The sequence below is a fragment of the Paenibacillus glycanilyticus genome (genome assembly GCF_051200795.1).
Classification (GTDB): Bacteria; Bacillota; Bacilli; order Paenibacillales; family Paenibacillaceae; genus Pristimantibacillus; species Pristimantibacillus glycanilyticus.
In genome coordinates this window covers 1,921,277-1,945,506 of record NZ_CP195155.1, presented here as the reverse complement: position 1 = coordinate 1,945,506, position 24,230 = coordinate 1,921,277, and the positions used below count along the sequence as shown (strand labels likewise).

Sequence of the window (24,230 nt, the reverse complement as noted above, 5' to 3'; positions counted from 1 at the left end):
TGCGGACAACCTTAACAACTCTCAAAAAAATTTACATTGCGTTAACATGAATAACGTTTTGCGTTTACGTAGCCCAACTACAATAACTCATGTAAGCAAAACAAAAACAAAAGATTGGAAGGGGAACCTACTTAAATGAAAAAATCTCTGATCGTCACTATGGCACTGACATTGTCTTTATCGCTCGCAGCTTGTGGCAATAACAATACAAACAACGGTGCAAAGAATGGCAATGCTGCCGCTACAAACAATGCAACAACAAATAACACAGCTTCCGCTGATCTGTCCGGATCGATTCTGGCAGCAGGCTCTACTGCACTTCAACCGCTGGTTGACCAAGTATCCAAAGAGTTCATGGACAAAAACTCCGGCGTATCGATTCAAGTTCAAGGCGGCGGCAGCGGTACTGGTCTGACTCAAGTATCGGAAGGCCAAGCCCAAATCGGCAACTCCGACGTATTCGCTGAAGAGAAGCTGGATGCCGACAAAGCAGCTGAGCTGGTTGACCATCAAGTAGCCGTAGTCGCTATGGCTGCCGTAACAAACAAAGACGTTGGCGTTGACAGCCTGACTAAGCAACAACTGGTTGACATCTTCACTGGTAAAGTAACGAACTGGAAAGACGTTGGCGGTAAAGACGAGAAAATCCAAATCGTTAACCGTCCTTCGAGCTCCGGTACTCGCGCTACTTTCGAGAAATTCGCGCTTGGCACTAAAACAGAAGACCTTCAAGGTTCGATTCAAGAAGATGCTTCCGGTACGGTTAAGAAGCTCGTAAGCGAAACTCCTGGCGCTATCGGTTACCTGGCTTTGTCTTACCTGGACGATTCGATCGCAGCTGTTAAGTACGAAGGCGTTGAAGCAAATGTAGACAACGTAGCTAACGGCACTTACCCGGTATGGGCTTACGAGCACATGTATACAAAAGGCGAGCCTGATGCAGCTACTAAAGCATTCCTCGACTACATGGTATCCGAAGATGTTCAAGGCGACCAAGGCGACGTAGTGGAAATGGGCTACATTCCGGTAAGCAAAATGGAAGTTAAACGCGATGCTCAAGGCGCAGTAACGAAATAATTAATCTCCAATAAATAAAGGCATAGTCAAGAGGCGGGCAAGCTCGTCTCTTGACTGCATGCCTACATGTTAATTATGTAAAGGGTGGTCGCGATGAAGAAGTCTAATGATCGGGAAGTAGCCACGCCGCATCTTGCGGAGGAATGGGTTGGCAAAGTATATACATTCATCTGCATCTTGTTTCTTATCATCACCATTTTTTCGATGGTTTACTTCGTCGCTTCAAAAGGACTTAGCACCTTTATCGTAAACGGCGTAAACGTAAAGGATTTGTTAACAGGACTCAAATGGAAACCGGATGGCGAACCGGCGTTGTTTGGCGCCTTGCCGTTTATTTTTGGTTCGTTCAGCACATCGATTCTTGCTGCTATCATTGCTGCTCCACTCGGGTTTTGCGCGGCAGTATTTATGATTGAGCTCTCTCCGAAGTTGGGCCGGACATTTATGCAGCCGGTTATCGAACTGCTTGCAGGTATTCCTTCCGTTGTATACGGATTTGTTGGTTTAAGCGTCATCGTTCCATTATTCCGCAACCTGTTCCCTGGCCAAGGCGTCGGGATCGCAGCAGGCGCGCTTGTACTTGCCTTTATGATTTTACCTACAATTACGACTATAGCAACGGATGCGCTGGCTTCCCTGCCCGCGGGCCTGAAAGAAGGCTCTTACGCGCTTGGCGCTACCCGTTGGCAAACGATATATCGCATTGTCCTGCCTACTACGCTTCCCGCGCAAATGACAGGTATCGTGCTTGGTATTGCGAGAGCATTTGGCGAGGCCCTAGCCGTACAGATGGTTATCGGCAACGCACCGCATATTCCGCATTCCCTATTCGAATCGACTTCAACGCTCACCAGTGCCATTACGCTTAGCATGGGCAATACGGCGATGGGCTCCGTTCAAAATAACGCCCTGTGGTCGCTTGCATTGATTCTGATGCTGATGACCTTTGTATTCGTCTTTATCATTCGCTGGCTGGAAGGAAGGAAGAAGCTATGAGTGCCAAAACAGTAGATAAAATCGCAACCGGCATTATTATTTTCATCACGGGCTTAATCGCTCTCGCCCTGATCGGACTTTTGGGCTACATTTTGTTCCGCGGTCTTGGCCATATCAGCTGGCACTTCCTTACTTCCCCGCCGGAAACGATTCGTAAAGGCGGCGGTATCGGTCCGCAGCTGTTCAACTCGTTGTTCCTGCTAGTACTTACGATGGTTATTACCGTGCCGCTTGGTATCGGCGCTGGCATTTATATGAGCGAATACGCAAAAGCCGGCAAAATCACCTCCGCGATTCGTCTGGTCGTCGAAGTATTGTCTTCCTTCCCTTCGATTATCGTTGGTTTGTTCGGCCTTCTTGTTATCGTTAATAAATTCAACCTGGGCTTCTCCCTGCTATCCGGCGCGATCGCGCTGACGATCTTCAACCTGCCGCTGATGGTGCGGATTACCGAGCAAGGTCTCCGCAGCGTACCGCTTCAGCAGAAGGAAGCAAGTCTTGCGCTTGGTATCTCCAAGTGGAAAACTATCCGTTCGGTTCAGCTCCCGATCGCACTGCCAATCGTGCTTTCCGGTTCGATTCTGGCTGCCGGCCGGATCTTCGGCGAAGCTGCAGCGCTTCTGTTCACCGCAGGCATGAGCAGCCCGCGTCTTGATTTTTCCGACTGGAACCCGCTCCACTCCGCTTCGCCGCTTAACCCTATGCGTCCGGCCGAGACTCTCGCCGTTCACATCTGGAAAGTCAACTCGGAAGGTCTTGCTCCGGATGCTACGCAAATCGCGGCAGGCGCTTCGGCCGTGCTGGTCATTACGGTTCTGCTCTTCAACCTTGGAGCACGGGCGCTTGGTCGTTACATGCATAATAAATTCACAGCTTCGAAATAAGGAGGGTTACAAGCATGACAGAAATCGCATTGGCCGCCAAACAATTAAATGTTCACTACGGAGAAAAACATGCCGTTCATGACGTCTCGCTTGATTTCGCCGAAAAAGAAGTGACTGCCTTGATTGGTCCTTCCGGTTGCGGCAAATCAACCTTCCTCAGAAGCTTGAACCGGATGAACGACCTGATCCCATCCTGCCGGGTTACCGGCGATATCTGGCTAAAAGAGCAGAAAATCAGCGGCACGGAAACGGATGTCGTAGCGCTTCGCAAAAAAATCGGGATGGTATGGCAGCGTCCTAACCCGTTTCATAAGTCGATCTACGAGAATATCGCTTTTGGTCCGCGTTATCACGGCATTAAGAACAAGAAGCAGCTGGATGAGCTTGTCGAACAATCCCTGCGGAAAGCCGCGATCTGGGAGGAAACCAAAGACCGTCTTCACAAATCCGCTTTGGCTTTATCCGGCGGTCAGCAGCAGCGTCTCTGTATCGCGCGTACGATTGCGGTTCGACCGGATGTCATTCTGATGGACGAACCCGCTTCCGCGCTTGACCCGATCTCGACGTCCAAGATCGAAGAGCTGATCTCCGAGCTGAAGCAGGATTACAGCATCGTTATCGTAACCCATAACATGCATCAGGCAGCGCGCGTATCCGACAAAACCGCCTTCTTCCTGAACGGTCATGTGGTTGAATACGATAAAACGGAAACGATCTTCACCAATCCCGCGCATCAACGGACTAACGACTACATTACGGGCCGTTTCGGTTAATGAAGCGGCATAACAATAAGGGCTAGACGAACCGGTCAGGTTCATCTAGCCCTTATTGTTATCGTTTAGAATTTAGAGCGATGGGAGTTTCAATGGCCGGCTTTTTCGGATGGAGACTGCTGCTGAAGTCAGGGCAAAAATGAGGATTAGACCGGCGGCTAATGGATTGTAGAGGACGGTATCCTGCCAATTGACAACCAGTCCGCCGACGCTGGCTCCGGCGGCGATGCCGACCTGAGTGACGGAAATATTCAGGCTGATGATCAGATTCGATGCTTGCGGAGCACGCTCGATGAAATACGTTTGAGTTGCCGGTCCTAAGGTGAACATCGACATGATCCATAACGACAACAAGGTGATGGCAACCGGGAAGGAATGAACGGCTAACGGCAGCAGTAACAGGGCAATAACATGGATCGTGACTCCAATCAGTATTAACTTGGCGCTTCCCCATTTGTCTACGGCAGAGCCTCCGATCCTGGAGCCAACCGCACCGGCAAGCCCGAACACCAGCATCATTAGGCCGATTTCCGCGGAGCTTCTGTGAAGAATGTCGCCAAGGAAGGAAGCAATATACGTGAACATCACCGAGTTGCCCGCTTCTCTGAACAGCACAAGCAGCAAGGCGTAGAAGATCACCGGATTAGCCAGCAGCCCCATTTGCTGCTTGAAGGGAACCGGAGCATCCCCCTCGATTTGCGGAAGCAAGAGAGCAAGACCGATAAGGATCACAATGCCTCCTATGCCAAGGAACAAAAAGATTGTCTGCCAGCTGTACATATTCGTCAAAGCAACGCCAAGCGGAACGCCCAAAATCATCGCGCTGCTGAATCCGAGGATAATCGTTCCGATCGCGCTGCCGATTTTTTCAACCGGCACCATCTTGGCCGCAGCGCTAAACGCTGCCACGATAAAGACGCCGGAGCTAACCCCAAGCAGCATCCGCGCTGCCATCAGAACCATGAAGTTCGTGCTTGCAATGGACAAAAAATTGCCGGCTATAAATACGACTATGGCGAGGAGCAGAAGTCTTTTTCGCGGTATTCGGACGGATAAGGCGATAATAACCGGCGTGCCAATCGCAAAAGCCAAAGAATAAACCGTGATCAACTGACCTGCCAAGCTCACCGATATATTCATTTGATTGGCTAGCACATTCAAGATTCCGGCAATCACCAGCTCTGAGGTGGCCGTAAAAAATACCGCTATCATCAAGACGTAAATCACAACACGATTCATAACGACACTTCCTTTTCCAAAACGATTTGTTAATTCGGATTATAACGAGGTTGCTTACTTTTAGTAAGAACGCAATTTATTTTGGCATAATCCATCCTTTTGGAGTAACTAACCGTTCGGTAAGTAAGTGGAGGACAAAAAAACCGCAAGAGCTAATAGCTCTTACGGTTCGATTGCAACATTGCCGTTAGGAACGGCTAAGCCGGGGATTAGGGGAATCGCCCCATTTTTGCACCCATTTCTCCATCTCTCTAAGCGCAGCCTGAAAATCTTTTCCCTTCTCGGTCAGGGAATACTCTACGGTCACCGGCACTGTCGGAAATACCTGGCGCATGACAAGGCCGTTGTTCTCCAGATGACGTACCGTATTGGTTAACGATTGGGTCTTCACGATGGAGACGTTCCGTTGAAGCTGATTAAATCTTAACGGTCCGTTCATCAGCTCCTCCAGTACAAGAAATGCCCATTTCGCCCCCAATATTTGAAGCACCTCGCAAATGCTCGAGCCTTTATCTTCTTCGTTGATTGCCTCATTGCTTCCATCCATGCAACAAACCTCCTAACCTGACTCAGCTGCCGACTATATCGATCGGAGTCTCTTGTCCGTTAATCTTAACCTGTATCTTACTTGCCTCTTCATGCATTCACGATAAAATACTCTTTTTCTCCCGCCACCGAGTACAGATAGATCCCATTCTTGCTCTTATTCCGGTCTACGAAAGACTTCACCTTCTGATTCAGCTTATGCGAATCGACTTCCCTTATCAATGCCGTTGATTGACTGCACCCCGCCAGTACAACGATAAGCATGATAAACACGCAAACGATCTTTTTCAATGGATCCTCTCCATTTGCAATGGAATTCGCATCTACTCAAACTTTACCACAATCATCCAGACCTGCATAGAAAATGGACATGTAAATAAAAGATCGTATTCGTTGAGAAATATACGCGTTAGATTAAAAAGAGGCTGTGCCGATAAACCGGCACAGCCTCACTTATTTTTACTGGGCAAACTGCTCATGGAGCACGTCAAACAATGCTTTAAGGTTCGGAGCGGCATTGCCCGAGAACATCAGCTTCAAATTATCATCGGACGATTGTGCCGACTCCACAGAATACTCGTACATTTTCTTCTCATAAGCTTGAATGGCCTGATCAGTATCCTCATGACCGGCAATGGCAAGCGCAAGCTCGGCTGCGTCGCGCATGGCGAGGTTTACGCCTTCGCCCGCAAACGGGGACATCAGATGCGCAGCGTCTCCAATAAGCGTAATTCCCGGTTTATGCTCCCATTTCAGTCCAACCGGAAGCATATAAATACGTCTTGGAAGAACAAGATCTTCCGACTTGTGAATATAGTTCTGGAGCGGCTCTGCCCAATCAGCGAAATACGCGAGAAGCTGCTGCTTGGCTTCCTTGGGCTGGTCAAACGGGATGCCGCAGGTATCCAGCCAGCTCTGCTCGGCCGTAAAGGTCAGGTATACTTTAATTTTACCGTCCCCATTTAGCTGTGCAAGTATTCCCTTGTTATCATCAAGCGCGAATACTTTGCCTCTTGCGTTAAAAGCCGCCTGATCCGGGTGCGCCTCCGCATCCACATGAAGCTCCACCATCGTTAATCCTGAGTATGAGGCTTGCGCATCGGTCAGCAGCGGACGAAGCTTGGAGAAAGCGCCGTCCGCCCCTATGACAAGATCAGCCGTTACTTTCTCGCCGTTGTCAAAGTGAAGCTCATGCCGACCGCCTTCCATAGCAGCCGCTTCCGTCAGCTTATAGCCGTAGCGAATCGTACCCGGCTGCAATGCGTTCAGCAGAAGATCGCATAATACGCCGCGGTCAATCTCCGGACGGTCGCCTTGCTCTCCATCCTCCGCCCTGTCGTCCATATAGATTTTTCCGGTTTTATCAAACAGGCGGAAATCTTCTCCCTCATAGCGGGCAATCGCCTTGAACTGCTCCAGCAGCCCCGCTTCCTTCAGCGCCATCTGCCCCGAATCCTCATGTATGTCGAGAGAGCCGCCGCGCTGGGCATTCCCATCCTGGGCTTCCCGTTCATAGACCGTTGCGGCAATGCCATGTCTTTGCAGGATGAGAGCCAGTGTAAGCCCGCCTGGTCCACCGCCGATAATCGCGATTTTCTTTGTGTTATTTATATGATTTGTTGTCATGCTAATCATCTCCCATACCCATGCTTGTTGTTTTTTCCTTACACAGATATAGTAACGCTGCTACTTAAACTGAATTTAAACCGCTCAGGATTAACCATCTTATAATGACAAAAAGAGATGGCGATTATGCCATCTCTTCCAATGAAGCAATTCCTATGTCCGGCGCATGTAAGCGCGAACCGTAATTGGAGCAAATACAGCTACGATAGCTATTGCGCCTACCAAGGACCAGACCATATCCGATCCAACCGTGCCGGAATTGGTCAACTCGCGGACCGCCGAGACTACGTGGGAAACCGGGTTGATGTTTACGAACCACTGCAGCCAGTTAGGCATTGTATCGGCAGGCACGAACGCATTCGACATAAACGTTAACGGGAATAATACGAGCATCGATACTCCTTGCACGCTGGAAGCCGTACGAGAGATAACGCCAAAGAACGCAAAGATCCAGCTCATTGCCCAGGAGACAAAAATAACGAGCAAAGCCGCAAGAACAACGCTGCCGATACCGCCGTCAGGACGGTACCCCATAATGAAGCCCATGGAAAACGTAAGCACGGTAGCGATCGTATACCGGATCGTATCGGCCAACAAGGCTCCCGCAAGCGGGGCTATCCGGGCAATCGGCAACGACTTGAACCGGTCGAAGACGCCTTTGTCCATATCCTCCCGGAGCTGAACGCCGGTTACGATGGACGTGGTGATGACCGTCTGAACAAGAATACCCGGGATGATCACCGGCAGGTAGCTTTGCACGTCTCCGGAGATCGCGCCGCCAAAAATGTAAGTAAACATCAAGGTGAAAATGATCGGCTGCAGCGTTACGTCAAACAGCTGCTCCGGGGTGCGGCGGATTTTCAAAATCCCCCGGTATGCCATGGTAAGCGAATGACGCAAGGATTGAATAAAACTCGTGTGATTTTTCAGATGACCTGTTTTTACCGATGAACTCATACGTTTACAGCCTCCGCTCTTTTTGTTTCGGTTCCCGTTTCTTTCGCTTTCTCTTCAACGCCATGACCGGTAATAGTCAGGAACACTTCATCAAGAGTTGGCTTCTGAACGCTGACTTCGGATAAAGTAATGCCCTTCTCGCGAAGCGCGATTAACAGATCCGTAACCCGGTCGGCATTGGCCATAGGGGCCGTAATTTTGGCAGCCTCGCTTGATAAGGTCGCTTGCACCCCAAGCACATGCTCGACGGTTTGGCGAGCCATTTCAATATCGGATGGATCCAGAACTCTGAGCTGCAACGAAGAAGTTCCTACCGATTGCTTCAATTCGTCTACGGTGCCCTCAGCCACGACATGACCGCGGTCGATAACGGCGATCCGGTCAGCCAGCTGGTCCGCTTCATCCAGGTATTGGGTCGTGAGCAGAACCGTGGAACCCGTGCTCACCAGACGACGGATCGTATCCCACATTTGAGCGCGGGTACGCGGATCAAGACCTGTTGTCGGCTCATCCAGGAAGATAAGCGGCGGCTGCGCGATTAGGCTGGCAGCGAGGTCCAGACGGCGTCTCATGCCGCCGGAGAAGTTCTTAAGCGGGCGCTTGGCCGCTTCCGTCAATCCGAACTCTTCCAGCAGATCAGCGGCTTTCTTCCGCGCTTCCGCACGTCCCAGTCCAAGCAGGCGGGAGAAAATAATCAAGTTCTCCGTTGCGCTGAGCGATTCGTCAACCGATGCGTATTGGCCGGTAACGCCAATCAATTGGCGGACAATCTGAGATTCCTTCTGCACATCGTGGCCAAAAATCCGGGCCGAGCCCGCATCCGGACGCAGCAGCGTCGCCAGCATGCGGATCGTTGTTGTTTTGCCTGCCCCGTTTGGACCAAGCACGCCATAAATGGAGCCGGCTTTCACGTTCAAGTTGACGCCGTCCACCGCTTTGTTATCTCCAAACACTTTGACTAGTCCGTTAGCCTCAACCGCCCAGTCGCCGTTGTTTGGCTTTTTCCCATTCTTATATTCCATTCCTGTTTCCTCCCAAGAATTGTTGATGTCATCATCTTACCGTTCATTTTTAAACTGAATTTAAACGATCGTTACATTTCGAATCAATGTTTCAATCTTAAGCTAATCCCTTTACCGGTAAATCAGTCTGCGGATGTATTCACGTATAGCCCGCAGCAGGAAAAAAGAAAAAACCGCCCGAGTTCACGGGCGGTTTACCGCTTAGTTCGACAAGCCGGCGGACCGGAGCGTCTTCATTATTAACACCGTTGCCTGCTCTTTGGTGACGGTTGTTTGCGGAGCAAGACGATGCGCGGATACGCCTTTCATAATTCCGCGTTCGACGAGAAGGGCAAGTGAAGGCACCGCGTAGCCCGACACCTTTGAGCGGTCCGCGAAGTGGTTCAGTACGGCGGAATCCGCCTGCGCTGTTACCCCGGCATAAGCCAATGCTTTCGCGAGAATAACCGCCGTTTCTTCGCGAGTGATTGCGGCCGCCGGATCAAATTGGCCGTTGCCTTTGCCGTTTACCAGACCGGCCTTCTTCGCCGCCGCGATATCCGCGGCAAAAGCAGAATTTGCCGCCACATCTTTAAATGCCGTACCTGCGCTTGAATAGTCAGGCAGGATACCTAACGCTTTTACGATAAGAGCAGTTACTTCCCCGCGATTCAGAACTCGCGCTCCGTTAAACTTGCCGTCAGCGTCTGCGCTCACGATCAGCCTGGAAGCTGCCTGCCATACCTCCTGCTGAGCCCAGGCAGCCAGCGTATCAGCAAAGGATACTGTCGTCTTCACCAGACCGTAAACGCTATTGCCTTTCCTCTTCAATTCCGCGGTTACCGTGCCATCGGTATTGTCCGTGAACCATACAGGAACCGGACGAAGCTCATTCGACTCAGGCAAATAAACGACACCGGCTGTTAGAGCTTTGTTGATATCCGAGCCTTTTACGGTAAAACTATGCGATAAGAAATAATTACCGAAATTCGTTATTTCCTTAAATGCGCCATCCGCCTGTTTGCCCTCTATCTTGAAGGACAGGGGAGCCGTCACAAGCGGGATACCGCTCTGCTGCAGCAGCTTTGTATCCAAGGTCTCCATCGAGATCCGGATATCCGTGCCCGCCGGCAAAGCGGCTGCCGGAATCGAGAACGCCGCGCCCCTCCAGCGGATAACAATAACCGAATCACTGCCTTTAGCCGCGATTGCCGCCGTAATTTCTTTTGGCAAAGCAACCTCAAGCTGCTTGCCATCGCCCTCCACAATAATCGGGAACGTTGTGGACGCAGCCGAAGCAATTTCTTTCAGGGCGGCATCGCTTGGCAGGCTGACTATTAACTTATCGCCGTCTTTTGCAACCTGCGTATGCAAGCCTTCCTGCCCTTTCACCGGCTCTGGCGATGTTGTCTTCACCGGCGCTGTCTTGGTTGTCAGCGGATTGCTGAAGGCCGATACGTTTACGAGCTTACTGTTGTCTTTCTGAATCGCAAGCACTTCAATTGCGTAATTAGTGTCCGGAGTAAGACCCGTCAACTCTAACTCCATACCCGACGTAGTCCCAGCCAACACCTTACCTAGGTAAACCTCGTAGGCCGTCGCATGCTCGGAAGCGTTCCATTTGACCTTGATGCTTCCGCTGCTGATGGATGCGGCCTGCAGACCGGTTGGCGCGGACAGCGCATCGGGATCCGGTACTCCTGTAATAGGCAGATCCTTGGCGAGCCTTGTCGTTAGGGTCCGGTTGCGGTCGCCGCTAATATCCCAGCTCATGACGCCGGACAAATCAAGAGACTTCGCGAGCGAAGCAATATACATCATCGAGGACTCGTCATTGTAAGTAAGGAATACGCCGTTGTCCGCATTGTACAAATAAGAAACCTTGGCTTCGTTATTCCATTGATGCTCGTAACCCTCATCATTCAAGTAATTCTCTTGTATGTCGGTAAAATCGAAAATACCGTTTTCCCAAGTACCGAATGGCGTTCCGCTCACGCAGGTCTGATATTGACCGCCCGGTTGGCAGCCAACCCAGCCCTTGCCGTAGAACGGAATGCCTATATTCACCTTGTAGTTCGGTACGCCTCCGTTCAGCTCGGCAAGCACGGCGCCAAGCACGTTGTTGCGCTTCGCGTAATCCTTAGGATGGTTCTTATCGTAATAAAGCGGGGAGTTATGGTGTGCGAGCGTATCCCAGTTTCCGCTGTAGTCGTAAGTCATAATGTTGATAAAATCAAGATTGTCCGAGGATTCGCCCAAATTCGAATTGACTACAAAATTATCCCCTTGGCCCGAGGCAATCGTCTGCAAATAATATTTGCCGTCTTCCGAGCCAGCCGCATCCAGCGCTTCCCTTACGGCTTGCGCCATCAGTCCGAAGTTTTCCTTATCCAGCGGGCTCCGGGAATTATCGTCCTCGCCGCCTTCAACCGGGTATTCCCAGTCGATATCGACTCCGTCGAGCTTATAGGCGCGGAGAAATTTTACAACCGAATTAGCGAAGGCACGCCGGGTTTCTTCCGTGCCGGCCATATTCGAGAAGTTGTTCGACCAAGACCAGCCTCCGACGGAAATCATAAGCTTCAGATGCGGGTTCGCATCCCGAATGGCTGCCCATTCCTGGAAAAGCGCCAAGTCCACCGACGGATCCCCAACAATCATTTCGCCGTCATAGACATAATCGGTTTGCGTTGGAACAGCGGCATTCTGGCAAGCCTTCGCCCCTGATCCAAAACCTCTCCAGCAAAGATCCGCAAATGCAAGATTCACATGGGTAATTTGCGAGACATCCACGTCGGACGGATGGTAGTTCCGTCCCGTACTGCTCGGAGACCAAAGCGTATAGTACGTGACGATATTGTAATCGGCTCCCGGAACAACCGTAATTGGCGAGCTGTCCGCCGAACGCCAAACCGCGTTTTTCGCTACAACCGTGAAGACGTAGCTTGTTCCTTCTTGAAGACCGGAAGCCACATAACGGTTCTCGAGACTGGAACCGATAAATTGGCCATTTGCATATATATCGTACCCGGTGGCGCCAGGGGTCTCCGCCCAGCCAAGCGCAGCCGCCGTTCTGGTCGCGGTAACCGCCTGCAAGCCAATTGGTTCTGCCAGCCCGCCCCATGTTACCGTTACGGCATTGCTGCTTGCCGATACCTTCGGCAGGTTCTGGGCTGCAACCTCGAACTTATACGCGGTACCGGCTGCATTGCCTCCATCGGGAAGCGTATAGGTTACCGTATTGGAACCGTCCCATATGCCTTGCTTCCAGGCGCCGTTAACATACAAATCATAACCGTTAGCGCCGGGGCTTCCGGTCCATTTCAAGGTGATGCTGTTATCGGTAATCGCGGCGGTGCGGAGATGTCCCGGAGGAGCAAGCGGCGGCTCGGGATATTCGCTTGTATCTGGAGCGGTCGTAAACTCGATGACATTGCTTTTATAGTCGAGCGAAGGGCGGTCCGCATACCAGGTAATATAGACCCTGTAAGTCGTTTCCGGCGTTAGCCCGCCGATTTCCTGTTTGCTTCGGTCTCCCCAAGTCATCCAAGTGTTCGTATCCGCGTTCCAGATGTCGATATCATTGTTATTGGTCTCGTCGCCTATCATGTCCCATGCAATTTTCGCTGTATTATGAGTAATGAGATCCTTGCCGTTCTCGTCTTGTGCTATGCGCAAATTAGCAGGTCCGGTTTGAGCAGCTGGTACAGCCTGCCCCTCCTCCGCATGCGCATTAGGCGTAAAAGTTAATATTCCGGCGAGGATTGAAACCACTAACAACAAGGGGAGTTTCCATAAAGATCTTCTCATCATCGATAAGTTCAATTATTTCACCTCTATTGGATTTGAATTAGGATTGGATTTTAACCTCGGCTAGCTGCTAGACCCCGCTGCAAGTCATTTTGCTGCATCACGTAAGCAATCTCCCATTCATCACCACCGATGTATTTAGTGACATTAAGTTGTTAATTTCTAGTAAATCTATCATGGAACAGGAAGCGAATTAAGGTAAGGTGGAAAATTCCACTATGAGGGGATATTATAACGTTATAAGGTTTTAGAGGGAGAAATTTATTTGAATCCAAAAAAAGAAGACGTTACTCTCTCGAACAAAGAGAGTAACGTCTTCTTTTTTTTGCCCTATTTTTTTGTGAGGTCAACCCGCTTCTCCTGCCCGTTCCATTGCACCTTCGCGCCAAGCGCTTCGGCCAACGTACGGACTGGCACGTAAGTGATGCCTTTGGAATCGTCGTATAAGCCATCATCTATTTTTTTGCCGTTCACATAGACGGTAATAGGCTCCATTTCCTCTTCCCCTCTTTCCTCTTCTACTTCGGCCTCTATTTCTATAACATCAAATGCCGTCAGGTTATTAGCTCTAATGATCGACATCAGCTTTGCCGCATAATCGGGATCGGTAGCGTATCCGCAGGCATACAGGGCTGTCGTCTGCTGTTCCGGAGTCTTGGCTGACCGTACGCGGTCATAACGGTTTTTGGTAAACAACAGATCTTGGTCTTTGTAAAAGTCATAGATGGAGTCGTAAGCCCGCCAATCCGCCTTCTGGGTCACCCTGGTCCCGTTATAGACCTCCCAGGTTGAGGTGCACACCGTCCGGCCTTTCCAATAGGCATTCGGAATTCCGCTGCCAACCTTATAGCCGCCAAGATTGTTCCATTCATGAATTTTCCCGCCGGTCTCCAGCCAGTTCTGAGCCATTCGCACGCTTGGCAAGAGCGGCGATCCTTCCTTCCACACCTTCACAACGGTAGCTGACAGAAAGGCGAAAAACGCCTGTTTCGTTAGCTGCTGCGCCATATCGCAAAGCACCTCCTTCTGCTTTTAGAGAGCGACTATTCCAGTAAGAGCTCATACTCTGAAATCGCAAGGCCAACTTTGCTGCCATTCGGATAAAGCGACAGCTTGCCGTCCCGCCCATTGTAATAAGTTGATCCCGCCCGAAGAGGAACCTCTACCTCCGCAATTCCTCGGATCGCTACCTCTACATACTCTCCTGAAGCACCATTAGAGCCGGCTATCCCCTGCGGGGTTAGACATGGCTTCCCGTAGGTTAATTGTTCACCATTGCTGTAAGCGGTCATATAGATCTGATTGCCGTCCGGATCGGTACCCATGCAGAAATAACGCTGACTGTCCAGCGGGAGAAATACAGGCAACGTGCCTTCCGAGCATGGGAACGGATAATGGCGGTCTTCCGGATTAGAGCCCGCGTTCATATCCAGTAAACCAAGCACCAGGTTTTGATGCGGCTCTGCAAGACTTGAGCTCCTGCCGCTCTGCCATCTGGCCTGATAGAATAACGCGGCTTTGCCATCAGCGCCAACTTCGACTTTAACATCTAACGTTGTCCGGTTAACCGATCTGGTGTCTGCATATTGAAAGAGCTTGTCGTTTCCGAAACGGTACGGGGTAAGCTCCAGTAATTCCTGATTAATGTTATGAGTGGTCACCTGGATAAACCCGCCTCTGCCATCGGCGATGATTCCTCTTGTTGTCCGATCCTGCAGCTGGAAATAGTGATCAGCCAGCTTGCATAATAAGCCGTTTTCGCCTACCTCTACCACGATCATTTTAGAATCGGTCTGGATTGCAGCCAGGTTGGGACCAATTAGAATGGCTGAAGCATTCATTCGCTGGTAATCCAGGTACTCGACCTGATCGAGAGGCGTAAAGGTCACGCTAGCATCATTAATCACACAGCGGATTACTCTGGCTGTAACGACGTAATTCGAAGTTACGCCTACATGCAGCAAATATCCATTATCCAGCTTCACAATTTGACTGTTAATATAGGCCTCTTCGGGTTTGAAGCCAGTCGTTATTTTCCCGCTGAGTCCCGTGCTCGAGACGCTGCCCGTAAGCAACTTCAACTCTTCGAACGTATTGTCGCTATTAAGCTGCTTGGAGTCGTAAGAAGGGTTAATTCGCTGTTTATATTGAAGCGCAATGACGCCGGGAGTCAGTTCCACGATAGATAGATTATCAACATGACTGTAAGAAAAGGTATGCGATTGTATCGGCTTATAACTGCCTTCAAACGGCTGTAAGACGGACAGCTTGCCATGCCATGTATCCCGCTCCCGATAAGCGATAACTACATATCCGTTGGACAATACGACCGATGCCACTGTTCTCCAGATTCTGTCATGGTCGCCGGTGACCCTATTAAATTCGCCAACTCCTGAGCTGATAAACCGGGTAGGAGACCACCCGCAGCGGAACAGCTTCAGCCTGCCTTGACCAGCGGCGATAAAACCGCTTGCTGCAGTCGGGCAAAAGATAAAGCCGTAAGCAGCAGCGTCCCTACTCCAAATCGTTGTCAGCTGTTCTTTCCAATTGAGATCATCAATTACATTCTGATCAGGAGCCATCTTAAACATTAAAGCCTGGGTATAAGCATAATCCCGTTCAGGCTCATGGTTAAAAGCAAGCACAAACAAGGATTGCCCGATAGCAGTCAGCGTCAGCTTATTGGAACTGCCTTTCACCGAGGTTAAGACAGCTTTGCCGGCTATCTGCTTAATGTTCCCGTCCGTGGTGTCAAAGAGATTCAAGACAAGCGCTCCCGATTCTTTATAGCAGACGGCTGTCACAAACCGTTTTTCCGATATTTTAACCGCATCGTAAAAGGAATCCGCCAAATTGCCTGTGGTTGGGCCTCCGTTAACCGGAATATTCGCTGCTTCGCGCAAAGTAATCGGATGGAAGGTCAACGTAGTATCCAGTTTAAGGCTTAAAATGAAATGGACGGATGACAGCACCAAATGCTTAACCTCGCTCTGCCAGCTCCCCGCCGTAGGGATAACAGTCTTCTCGCCTAGCGCAAGCCTCTCTCCGTTCCAGGTGACCATTTTAGTTGCCAAGGAGCCCTTTGTATCTGATTCCTTTACCCAATAGCTGGCCGCAAACATCCCTGCGGAAAGCTTGCTGAAGGCAAATTCCGAATACAGATTAGCTGCGGAGTCAATCTCGGTTGCATACCCTTCAAGCGTTATAAGATCATTAAGGCCAATATGGCATACGGATGCCTTTAGTCTCCAAGGCGCTACTTTCGTGCAATGCCATACCAGCAGAAATTTATTGTCGCTTAAGCTCTCAATCGCCGGAAGCGAACCACCCGAGTACAGCTCCATGCGGGATGATTCGCCAAGCTGCAAGCCACTATCATTCCACCGGATCGTCAGCATCGTCCATATCGATGTATTGGATTCCAGGTAACAAAGGATACCCATATCTTCCGAAAGAGGTTTGAATTGAAACTGGTTTATCCCCTCTACTCCATAAATCGGCAGCTTTTTTACAACGGACACAGACATCCTGCTTGCTTCCAATTCCACTCGATAAATAGAAATTACCTTCTGCGTCGTCCCGATGTACAGATAGCTGTTTCCGCCTATCGGATGAATGGAATTGCTGTATTCCTCGCTGTTCAAATAAAGCACATCCGGACTAAACCGGGGTAGCCCGTCAACAGGCATTTCGGCATTTCTATAAAGCATGTTGTCAAAAATCGTAACGACGTCATCCTTCTCGATCGTCTCTCCCGGCGCAACAGGGAAGGTTCGTTTAATGGAGGACGTTCCACCCCCGCTGGTCAAACCCTTTAAGGAGCTATACACCCGGAATCACCTCTACTCCGGATATATCGAGCGACAATGCACCGGCAATAGCTTGGGAAGCCGCAATCTTTGTTCCTTTCGGCAGCACCGTCTCAAACGAAAACTTGACCGTATCCTCGCTGCCGATGCTGGTACCGATCCGCTGTGTCTCGGCATTCGCCGTTTTTCCCGGCCGGATAATATACAGCCTCAGCTTGGCGCCTATGCTTGTTGTGTTATGGATGACGATGCTTTTCAGAATCGTCTTTTGCTGCAGCGTTACAAGATCCGTCAACGTTACGCCCGGCTGTCCCGCATACAAATCCACCGCGGAATAGACTTCATACGCCATATGCTATCCCCCCATCCAATGCAGGCAAAGCGCGTTGCTTATTTTAACGTTCATTTCCTTTTTCAGCTGCTCCAGCTGCTCTTCCGTCTCATCCAGCGCCTGATTCACCTTCTGCGCACCGGCATATAAGCTGTCCGGGGCAGCCGGATCCAGATTGATTCGGTTCGTCTTGCTCATCGCTACTCCCCCGCTCCTCCTAAGATAAAGTCACCATCAGCCGCTTGGCCCGCGGCGTCTCCGCCTGGCTGTTTACCGAATTCGATTGTTTAATGCGAATCCGGACCTTCTGCGAGGCTGTAACCGTTGCTTCATATTTAAATTGCGTATAGACGCCTAACTGCTGGCTTACCTTCCCCGTAGGGAAAGCCACCCAAGTCGCTGCCCCGTCAACGCTGTATTCCACGTTTTGCGAAGTACCTGACGGCGTATGAAAGTCAACGTAGACGGTTATCTTCGTAAACGTCTCGTTCGTGAACCACTCCTTGCTGACATACGTTCCGTTTGCTTTATAGGACAATGCCCCGGCACCAATCGCGCCGGTCTGGATGACCGGCGAGCTCTTTGCGTTGCCCGACAGCAAAGCCCGAACATAAACATCCTTGGTCATCGCTCCAAGTGCGGTTACTCCCGCATCGTTAAGCGCATACCAACTTGCCCGGTCGAGCGACCACTGCCATTGCAGATTGCTGCCTTGCGGAACCACCTGACTTGTCGAGAGCAGCAGCTGGGAGACGGCAATCGGCAGCGGCAGCTTTCCGAAATTCAGAATTCCGGTCGGCTTCTTGAACTCCGCTGCATACAGGCGGAACTTCAAATCCATATCCTGATGAGGGGTCCAAGCCGTAGCGTTGGAGCTAGAGAAGAGCAATCCAACGGTATACGGCTGGCGCGAGACGATATTGCCGCTCGCGAGATCCTTCCCGGACATTTTTGCAACAAAAACCCGATATTGGCTTGAGCCCGTCAGCACCACTACGGCATATTCCACATTGGCCTGCAGCAGTACTGGATCGCTGAACGCAAACTTGGTCGGCACGTCGCCCTTCAGCGATACTTTTACCGAGCTGGCTTCCAGCACTTTGGAGGCGAGGACAGTTGTTCCAGGATAGCCGTTCACCACGTTGCGAAGCTGTACTGTAACCGGCTTGGCCTTATAAGCGCTGCCTCCCGATGCATCCAAGTCCCTTGTTTCGAAAAAAAGCTCTATGCTTGTAACGAACCGCTCCTCCGGGAGCAAAAAGGTTTGCGCGAGCGGATCAATCTGATTCCACCAGGGCACCTGCCAGAAGGTCTGCTCGATAATCTGCTTGCGGCCGACGCCGACATAAGAGGTCCTTGATTCATTTTGAATCTGAGCCACTTCTACCCCTCCTATACATAGTTAAAAATACGGACTTCCCTCGTACCTGTCCGGATATTCGGCGGAATGGCAAAGGTAGCGGCAAATTTGCCCGCGCCATTGGCTTTTATCGTCCCCGGCTTTGTTCCCGCTTCATAGCTAGCAGCCGGAACCAGCGCTACGTCCACGCCGTCAAAGGTCGCCTGCAGGTTGTTGCTGTTAGGCTCAAAGCCTTCACCGTAAACCGTTACAACCCGCTGACGGATAAACGGAATATTCTCATCCAGAATGACGCGGGTCTCCGAACGGTTGCCGGTCCACCACGCATCCCACCAGCCCCAAACGGTCTGATAGATGTAGGATGTCTCCACCCAGGAATCCTGGGACGGCGTCAGCCGAATCGTGGCCTGGGAGCCAAACACCTGATACGGATTGACGTTAAGCGCCTCTGTTCCATAGCTCTGATCGATGATGAGCTGCTCCGCATACTCAAGGGTTAAAAGCCGTTCATGCTGGTGCACCGAATCGAGACTTTCGGCTTCCATTTCTAAGAAAAGCTGGTTCACCGGGAGCTGCAGCGTTTGATTCGAAGGGTCAATCATGGCATCGAAGCCTCTCTCAAGGTCAGCACGTTCAAAGTTCGTGAAGTTATCGGTAAAAAAGCCTTTCTTAAACGTAGCCGGATCCGAAATTTGCGCCGTACGGTCCAGCTCCAGCATCGCCTGGTTATACTCCGCCCTCTCGAGGCGATCCAGCAGGGAGCGAAGCTCAAGCATCGTCAGCCGTTTCGGCTTGTTGTTCACGACAACAACGTCGGAGCTTGCCGGCGGATATTGCAGCTCGCCCAGCTCCAGCACATCCGGCGGAACAGGCGGCGAAGGCGGGTGAACGTCCGATTGCCCGGTTACAATCCGGATCTGCCCGTCAGCGGTCAAATAGAAGGCGTCTTTGCGGGATAAATAGTAATCGTAGGTCACGTTAAAGATCGAGCCGGCAACCGGAAGATCGCCGCTTAGCCAGGTGACTTCATTTTTACCGGACTCCAGCTTGTAGTCCGTGCCCTGCGCCATCTGCTTCATATATTCAAAGGTCACGCGGTACGTCTCGCCGATAGCTGGCCGGGCTGTGCCTATGGACCAGTCAACGCTATTCTCGGTAAGCTGATAGTCTTTGCCTTTCGCATAGGTTTTTGTCCCTTGCACGATGCTCACAATATCAACGACGGCATCCGCGGGAAGCGCATCCTGCAGGGATGAACCGCCTCTCGTTATGCCGATACCCGGCAATTGCACCCTGGCGGTAATTTCCTGAATGGCCTTTACCGGCTTGCTGTTCAGCGAATAACGGGTCGTACCGGCAACGAAGGTTTTCACCTCATCCGATACTCTGCGCGAATCGAGCGACTTCTTCAGCTTAATCCGGGTCGGAACCAGTCTATTGATCTCGTAGCCCAGCACATAAGCTTTGCCCGCTTCAATGACCAGCGTTACATCATCGCCTTCCGCCGGCTCGATAAACCCGTCCATCCCCGAGACGAGGAAGCTTCCGCTTGCATCGTAGGTTCTTCTGGCAAGCACCGGCGTAAAGCCTTCCAGCTCCGGGGGGACCTTGGCCGTAACGACTTCCCCGTCAGCCAGCCGGTACATCGGAATAGCGGCTGCGTCGTTCAACACCCATTCCGGTGTTGCCACCAGGCGGTCCATCCCCGGGGAACCAAAATTCGCATAGCCTACGGCCGGATCCAGCAGCTCTTTCTGCATTTCATAGGTGATGGTTGTGTATGTAATTTTCAGGCCAATGATCTCTTCCCCATGACCCGTAAGCGGAATGATCCTTTCTCCGATATCGTGGATAACGCCGTCGAAATAGACGGTTGCGGGAAAAATAATGACCTTTTTCTTATCATCCTGGACATAAATTTGTCCGCCTTCGATAATATGGCCCGAGCCAAAAATAACGTCGCCCATCCGCTTATCCCGGTAGAGGGAAAGCGACTGGATCTCGTTTAATTCAGCCGACTGCAAACGTCTGCCGCTTTGCGCCTGCAGAGCGATCCAGCGTTTGTCCGGGGCGAAACGGTTGTATATGCTCATGAACGTTCCTCCTAGAACTCTACGATAAATTCGAGAAATTCCCGCTGATCCTCCGTCCGGTGAATCGGCGAGCGGTTATTGACGACCAGAGCATAACCGTGGCTGCTGACTTCCTCCGCGGTAACGGCAAGCTTGCCGGGCAAAGTCGTTTCCGCCAGCAGCAGATCCGTTACGATAGCGCTTTGCCGATAGCTGACCGCCGGAAGCTCCGTTCCGGTAATCCAGGCCGCTACATACACCCAACGGACAAGGCCGGACACCGCTTCCTCTTCGGAGATTATTTTCCAACGCTGATCAAATTGGATAATGTCCCCCTCAGGGTCAGGGATAACAAAACGTACCTTCTCCGCCTTTTTGTAGCCGATCGGCTCATTAAGCAGCGAGGAGCCCGATACCTCGGGTACCGTGTCGGTCTCATTCCACGGTGACTGCCTGCCGATTCCGATCCATATATTGTCGGTGCGGACGAGATGAAGCGCCTGAAACGCCCGCATCCCGGCAACCGACGCCGTGTAACTGACTCCCATATTAGATTCCTCCTAAAAAGAATATCGCGTTCTCCGCGATAATTCTTACGCGTAAGCATTTCCTATGGATTTGCCGGAGCTATGGTAACAGCGGATTGCTGTATCCGCAGCTCCTTTTCCGTAAAGTACAGCTCATCGGTGAAGAATACGCCCGGCGACCACCACGCCCCCCGCTCTGCCTCTGCCTTGCTGCTGCCTGCATAAATCGCCGTCGCCAATCCCGTGCTTACCTTATACCCGCTGACCTCTTCATAGTTCAGCTTCGTTTCCCGGTCCGGCCCCGGATACAAGCTGCGAAGCGTTCCCGCCTTCGCAGTGTCCAGCTTCACCGTTTGCTTCAGCATAACGGCGAGCCAATACTTGAAACCCGCAAATCCGCTGATCTGAATCAGCTTGCGGACAACCTCGACCTGATCCGGATTGACATAGATCGCTGTTATTAAAGGTCCAAAAAACTCCCCGTCCGGAAACATTGCATCGTCGCCCGATAAGGTATACCCGTCATCCGGGCTTAACCGGAACGTCTCGAGCGCCGACAGGCCAAGCGCATCAATGGTCTCCCGGTTTAACGTTCCGGAAGAGCGCAGCTTGGCAAGCAGCGCCTCCCGTTCTTCCTCCTGCAGCTCCTGCTTCCACAAATAAAGCCACTCGTCCGGGGATTCGGACAGAAACAACGAATGCAGCAGCCGCCCTTCCACATCAGGAATATCCGGCGCCGCTGCATCCATAATCGCGTTCATCTGCCTGCTCTCGTGATAATAATCAGGCAAATATTGAATAAGCGGCGAGGTCATACGATAATCACCTCCGCCTGAAGGCTCCGGTCAATCGGCAGCTCCAGATTGGCAATGGGCTCAAGAATGGAGGCATCCTCCGCCCCCGCCGCAATAAGAGCCGCGACAATCTTGGACAGATAAATCGTTCCGCCGATGTCGACCGTTCTCAAGTAGGCGTATACGGCATTTTTCGCCGTTGCTTCATTTAGCCCGATTACCTTCGCTTTTACGGTCATCGGCTCCGGAATAACCGGCTTCACGATGACATCCACCCCAAGCGGTTTTTTCAACTCGATCAGCTTCCGCACCTCGAGGCATACATGCTCCAGATCGCCGTCCGCGCCAACGACAACATCCACCGTACCTAATCCGCGGCCGAAGTTGATCGCCTCCGCGTAGGTTACGCCGGTAACGGACAATGCCCAGCGCTTGTAATCCGATTCGGTACCGCCATGCTCGGGATTCCGCTTCTGGTACAAAATACGGCCGCGAAGGGATTCATCCGATTCCTGGTTCAAGCCGCCTGCAGCCGGAGCTATATGGTTAACCGTCCAAATATCCTTGACCGGATCGAATAAGAGACGGATCGTATCCGCTTTTACATTGCCGATTACACCGGGCTGCTTGCACCGTGCCGTCACCGTTGTTTTCCCTTGGCTTCCTATAACCGCCTCCGCGGTCGTAGCAAAGGAGATATCCGAGTTCTCGATCCCGACGGTTGTCCCTTCCGGAATAACCGCATCCGGGATACCGGTAAACGTCAATTCGACCCAAGCTGCCGCAGCCGGCGTCCGTTCAAGACCGTAATCCTTCGCGATTAAATCGAGAAAACGCCCCTCTGCCGTTACGGCGAAAGCCTGCTCCAGTATGCTGCGGAACTTGCTTTCCTCAATCCATAGCTGCATGGCGATGGGCGCAAGCGCATCGTAGATAATGGAGCCTTCGCTTTTGTCCAGCCCGTTATCCACCCGGTCCAGCAGCTGCTGCAGCTTCGACTCGAAGCTAAGCGTATTTGTACCGACCAAGCTACAACACTCCTTCGTACCGGATCAAGCCCGACGTTGAATCAACCTTGAAAGCAGCTTTCACTTCGTCGTTCTCCCAGGCAATCTCGAAATCATAGACGCGGTTAATTCGCTCATCATAGATAAGAGCTTCCGTTATCATCCGGCTCATCTCTACTTGAATAAAACCTTGCGTATAAGCCTTGCCCAGCATCAGCTGCACCTCGCACCCATAGTCCCGCGAATAGATGGGATAAGCAAAGCGGATCGTTTGAATCGCTTTATGTATAAACTGCTTAATGGCATCCAGGCCATCGATTTGCCTGCCGATTTCGCCCGTCTCCAGATCAAGACTGTAGGTGCGCAAGACCGGCTTTTTCTTCACGATAACATCCGGAAACCCGATATCGGGGGTAAGCCCCATTTACTCTCCGCCTTCCTATCATCGATTAATAGGTAACCATTCGGTCGAAAATAAAAAACTTCTGCCCGCCCTCGAAGGTAATCACCATCACCTTGTCGCCTTTTTTAAGCAGATCATCCTTCTTGTCGTCATTGATGTAATGGATTTCTCCTTCCTTCAAGGTGAAATCCCGATCCTTGAGGCTAACCTCAACGGAGTAGGGATGGACGTGCGCGAAGGTAGGCGAATTTTCTGTATTACCGCTAAAGGTCTGAGCGCCAATCGTTGTCGCTCCGCTGTTCGTCAGATTCACCTTGCGCTTGACGCGGCACAGCCTCTCGGCAACCACGATCAGCTCCTTCGGAATAATCAGCTTGTCGCTGCCCTTCAGCTTGATCTTCAAATCGGGAGGGTCCGAGACAACCTCGGCTTCCATCAGCTCCGGCAGCTTCATCGCCTGGATGCTTTTGACGCTATGCTGTTTAATCAAGTCCCCAAGCGACATGGACGCACCTGCCTTCGTTAATATTGGACAATCCGGTCGATGATGAAAAACTTCTGCCCGCCCTCAAAGGTCATCACCATAACTTTGTCGCCCTTTTGCAATAGATCATCCTTCTTGTCGTCATTAATGTAGTGAAGCTCGCCTTCCTTCAGATCCAAGCTCTTATTCGTCAAAGCTACCTCAAGCATCGTCTTTGGATGACCGTGCGGAGATGTATCGGGAGTAGGAGGCGGCACCGTGTGCGGCACTTCCGTAATGGTCATTTCAAAAGATTGCTTCCCTACTTCCGTCTGGCCGTCCGCATGCAGGTTGATTTGCTGCTTCACCTCGCATAAATGCTCGGCGACAACGATCAGCTCTTTCGGAATGATCAGCTTATCGCTGCCTTTCAGCTTGATCGCAAGCTCCGGCGGAGCCTTCGTGACCTCGGCCTCCATGAGCTCCAGCATCTTCAGCGACCTGGCGCTCTTCATGCTGTGCTGCCTGATCAGTTCCCCCAGCGACACTGCGGTT

23 protein-coding genes are annotated in these 24,230 nt (G+C 51.4%); 4 read left to right on the top strand and 19 right to left on the bottom strand.

The annotated features are described in order from the left end of the window. Window positions 1-135 precede the first annotated feature (135 nt). The 4 genes from ACR9FF_RS08690 to pstB all read left to right on the top strand — a co-directional run bounded on the left by ACR9FF_RS08690 (window position 136) and on the right by pstB (window position 3,730). Window positions 136-1,077, top strand: coding sequence for a phosphate ABC transporter substrate-binding protein (locus ACR9FF_RS08690; protein WP_127495992.1), 942 nt, complete (start codon window positions 136-138; stop codon window positions 1,075-1,077). 93 nt (window positions 1,078-1,170) lie between these two features. Continuing rightward, window positions 1,171-2,073 carry a phosphate ABC transporter permease subunit PstC gene (gene pstC / locus ACR9FF_RS08685; protein ID WP_127495993.1) on the top strand — a complete coding sequence of 301 codons (903 nt, stop codon included), beginning with the start codon at window positions 1,171-1,173 and terminating at the stop codon, window positions 2,071-2,073. Beyond that, window positions 2,070-2,957, top strand: a complete 888-nt coding sequence (gene pstA / locus ACR9FF_RS08680) for a phosphate ABC transporter permease PstA (protein ID WP_127495994.1) — start codon at window positions 2,070-2,072, stop codon at window positions 2,955-2,957. The genes pstC and pstA overlap by 4 nt, the downstream gene beginning before the upstream one ends. 14 nt (window positions 2,958-2,971) lie before the next feature. Next, entirely contained in the window at window positions 2,972-3,730 is a 759-nt protein-coding gene (gene pstB / locus ACR9FF_RS08675) for a phosphate ABC transporter ATP-binding protein PstB (protein WP_127495995.1), read from the top strand. A gap of 72 nt (window positions 3,731-3,802) precedes the next feature. Here the strand turns inward: pstB and ACR9FF_RS08670 are convergent, their stop codons facing one another. The 19 genes from ACR9FF_RS08670 to ACR9FF_RS08580 all read right to left on the bottom strand — a co-directional run bounded on the left by ACR9FF_RS08670 (window position 3,803) and on the right by ACR9FF_RS08580 (window position 24,223). Beyond that, window positions 3,803-4,969 carry an MFS transporter gene (locus ACR9FF_RS08670; RefSeq protein ID WP_127495996.1) on the bottom strand — a complete coding sequence of 389 codons (1,167 nt, stop codon included), beginning with the start codon at window positions 4,967-4,969 and terminating at the stop codon, window positions 3,803-3,805. Between the two features lie 187 nt (window positions 4,970-5,156). After that, the gene (locus ACR9FF_RS08665; protein ID WP_248757190.1) at window positions 5,157-5,516 is read right to left on the bottom strand and encodes a winged helix-turn-helix transcriptional regulator; all 360 of its coding nucleotides are present in this window, start codon (window positions 5,514-5,516) and stop codon (window positions 5,157-5,159) included. 89 nt (window positions 5,517-5,605) lie between these two features. Next, the gene (locus ACR9FF_RS08660; protein ID WP_435170371.1) at window positions 5,606-5,806 is read right to left on the bottom strand and encodes a hypothetical protein; all 201 of its coding nucleotides are present in this window, start codon (window positions 5,804-5,806) and stop codon (window positions 5,606-5,608) included. 168 nt (window positions 5,807-5,974) lie between these two features. Continuing rightward, window positions 5,975-7,141, bottom strand: a complete 1,167-nt coding sequence (locus tag ACR9FF_RS08655) for an FAD-dependent oxidoreductase (RefSeq protein ID WP_435170369.1) — start codon at window positions 7,139-7,141, stop codon at window positions 5,975-5,977. A gap of 153 nt (window positions 7,142-7,294) precedes the next feature. After that, window positions 7,295-8,098 (bottom strand): ABC transporter permease, encoded by an 804-nt coding sequence (locus ACR9FF_RS08650; RefSeq protein ID WP_127496001.1) that lies wholly within the window; start codon window positions 8,096-8,098, stop codon window positions 7,295-7,297. Then, a complete protein-coding gene (locus ACR9FF_RS08645) occupies window positions 8,095-9,120 on the bottom strand; it encodes an ATP-binding cassette domain-containing protein (RefSeq protein WP_435170366.1) in 1,026 nt (341 codons plus the stop codon). Before ACR9FF_RS08645 ends, ACR9FF_RS08650 begins: the two co-directional genes overlap by 4 nt. A 201-nt stretch (window positions 9,121-9,321) precedes the next feature. Continuing rightward, window positions 9,322-12,873, bottom strand: a complete 3,552-nt coding sequence (locus ACR9FF_RS08640) for a glycosyl hydrolase family 18 protein (protein ID WP_435172068.1) — start codon at window positions 12,871-12,873, stop codon at window positions 9,322-9,324. A 366-nt stretch (window positions 12,874-13,239) separates the two neighbouring features. Then, on the bottom strand, window positions 13,240-13,917 hold the full coding sequence (locus ACR9FF_RS08635) for a glucosaminidase domain-containing protein (RefSeq protein WP_164775503.1): 678 nt from the start codon (window positions 13,915-13,917) through the stop codon (window positions 13,240-13,242). Between the two features lie 35 nt (window positions 13,918-13,952). Further along, complete coding sequence (locus tag ACR9FF_RS08630) at window positions 13,953-16,739, bottom strand: hypothetical protein (RefSeq protein WP_435170364.1); 2,787 nt, start codon at window positions 16,737-16,739, stop codon at window positions 13,953-13,955. Further along, complete coding sequence (locus ACR9FF_RS08625; RefSeq protein WP_435170362.1) at window positions 16,732-17,070, bottom strand: hypothetical protein; 339 nt, start codon at window positions 17,068-17,070, stop codon at window positions 16,732-16,734. The genes ACR9FF_RS08630 and ACR9FF_RS08625 overlap by 8 nt, the downstream gene beginning before the upstream one ends. A gap of 3 nt (window positions 17,071-17,073) precedes the next feature. After that, complete coding sequence (locus tag ACR9FF_RS08620) at window positions 17,074-17,247, bottom strand: hypothetical protein (protein WP_164775504.1); 174 nt, start codon at window positions 17,245-17,247, stop codon at window positions 17,074-17,076. 19 nt (window positions 17,248-17,266) lie between these two features. Further along, window positions 17,267-18,430: a hypothetical protein gene (locus tag ACR9FF_RS08615; protein ID WP_201004368.1), complete on the bottom strand. Its 1,164-nt coding sequence runs from the start codon at window positions 18,428-18,430 to the stop codon at window positions 17,267-17,269. Window positions 18,431-18,441: 11 nt separating this feature from the next. Further along, on the bottom strand, window positions 18,442-20,502 hold the full coding sequence (locus ACR9FF_RS08610) for a DUF4815 domain-containing protein (protein WP_435170359.1): 2,061 nt from the start codon (window positions 20,500-20,502) through the stop codon (window positions 18,442-18,444). Window positions 20,503-20,513: 11 nt separating this feature from the next. Continuing rightward, the gene (locus ACR9FF_RS08605; RefSeq protein ID WP_127496008.1) at window positions 20,514-21,029 is read right to left on the bottom strand and encodes a hypothetical protein; all 516 of its coding nucleotides are present in this window, start codon (window positions 21,027-21,029) and stop codon (window positions 20,514-20,516) included. Between the two features lie 62 nt (window positions 21,030-21,091). Continuing rightward, a complete protein-coding gene (locus tag ACR9FF_RS08600; protein WP_317979120.1) occupies window positions 21,092-21,823 on the bottom strand; it encodes a hypothetical protein in 732 nt (243 codons plus the stop codon). Further along, on the bottom strand, window positions 21,820-22,830 hold the full coding sequence (locus tag ACR9FF_RS08595) for a baseplate J/gp47 family protein (RefSeq protein ID WP_127496010.1): 1,011 nt from the start codon (window positions 22,828-22,830) through the stop codon (window positions 21,820-21,822). Before ACR9FF_RS08595 ends, ACR9FF_RS08600 begins: the two co-directional genes overlap by 4 nt. Window position 22,831: 1 nt before the next feature. Beyond that, window positions 22,832-23,233, bottom strand: a complete 402-nt coding sequence (locus ACR9FF_RS08590) for a DUF2634 domain-containing protein (protein ID WP_317979119.1) — start codon at window positions 23,231-23,233, stop codon at window positions 22,832-22,834. A 25-nt stretch (window positions 23,234-23,258) separates the two neighbouring features. Beyond that, complete coding sequence (locus tag ACR9FF_RS08585; protein ID WP_127496012.1) at window positions 23,259-23,717, bottom strand: DUF2577 family protein; 459 nt, start codon at window positions 23,715-23,717, stop codon at window positions 23,259-23,261. Window positions 23,718-23,734: 17 nt separating this feature from the next. Continuing rightward, window positions 23,735-24,223: a DUF2577 family protein gene (locus ACR9FF_RS08580; RefSeq protein ID WP_435170356.1), complete on the bottom strand. Its 489-nt coding sequence runs from the start codon at window positions 24,221-24,223 to the stop codon at window positions 23,735-23,737. Window positions 24,224-24,230: the final 7 nt, after the last annotated feature.

Excerpts from the sequence above, each read along its gene's own strand:
- ACR9FF_RS08625 (WP_435170362.1), bottom strand. The coding sequence starts at position 17,070 with ATGGCGTATGAAGTCTATTCCGCGGTGGATTTGTATGCGGGACAGCCG.
- ACR9FF_RS08635 (WP_164775503.1), bottom strand. The coding sequence starts at position 13,917 with ATGGCGCAGCAGCTAACGAAACAGGCGTTTTTCGCCTTTCTGTCAGCT.
- ACR9FF_RS08645 (WP_435170366.1), bottom strand. The coding sequence starts at position 9,120 with ATGGAATATAAGAATGGGAAAAAGCCAAACAACGGCGACTGGGCGGTT.
- ACR9FF_RS08600 (WP_317979120.1), bottom strand. The coding sequence starts at position 21,823 with ATGACCTCGCCGCTTATTCAATATTTGCCTGATTATTATCACGAGAGC.
- ACR9FF_RS08650 (WP_127496001.1), bottom strand. The coding sequence starts at position 8,098 with ATGAGTTCATCGGTAAAAACAGGTCATCTGAAAAATCACACGAGTTTT.
- ACR9FF_RS08670 (WP_127495996.1), bottom strand. The coding sequence starts at position 4,969 with ATGAATCGTGTTGTGATTTACGTCTTGATGATAGCGGTATTTTTTACG.
- pstC (WP_127495993.1), top strand. The coding sequence starts at position 1,171 with ATGAAGAAGTCTAATGATCGGGAAGTAGCCACGCCGCATCTTGCGGAG.
- ACR9FF_RS08665 (WP_248757190.1), bottom strand. The coding sequence starts at position 5,516 with ATGGATGGAAGCAATGAGGCAATCAACGAAGAAGATAAAGGCTCGAGC.
- ACR9FF_RS08585 (WP_127496012.1), bottom strand. The coding sequence starts at position 23,717 with ATGTCGCTTGGGGACTTGATTAAACAGCATAGCGTCAAAAGCATCCAG.
- pstA (WP_127495994.1), top strand. The coding sequence starts at position 2,070 with ATGAGTGCCAAAACAGTAGATAAAATCGCAACCGGCATTATTATTTTC.
- ACR9FF_RS08590 (WP_317979119.1), bottom strand. The coding sequence starts at position 23,233 with ATGGGGCTTACCCCCGATATCGGGTTTCCGGATGTTATCGTGAAGAAA.
- ACR9FF_RS08620 (WP_164775504.1), bottom strand. The coding sequence starts at position 17,247 with ATGAGCAAGACGAACCGAATCAATCTGGATCCGGCTGCCCCGGACAGC.
- ACR9FF_RS08655 (WP_435170369.1), bottom strand. The coding sequence starts at position 7,141 with ATGACAACAAATCATATAAATAACACAAAGAAAATCGCGATTATCGGC.
- pstB (WP_127495995.1), top strand. The coding sequence starts at position 2,972 with ATGACAGAAATCGCATTGGCCGCCAAACAATTAAATGTTCACTACGGA.
- ACR9FF_RS08690 (WP_127495992.1), top strand. The coding sequence starts at position 136 with ATGAAAAAATCTCTGATCGTCACTATGGCACTGACATTGTCTTTATCG.
- ACR9FF_RS08610 (WP_435170359.1), bottom strand. The coding sequence starts at position 20,502 with ATGAGCATATACAACCGTTTCGCCCCGGACAAACGCTGGATCGCTCTG.
- ACR9FF_RS08605 (WP_127496008.1), bottom strand. The coding sequence starts at position 21,029 with ATGGGAGTCAGTTACACGGCGTCGGTTGCCGGGATGCGGGCGTTTCAG.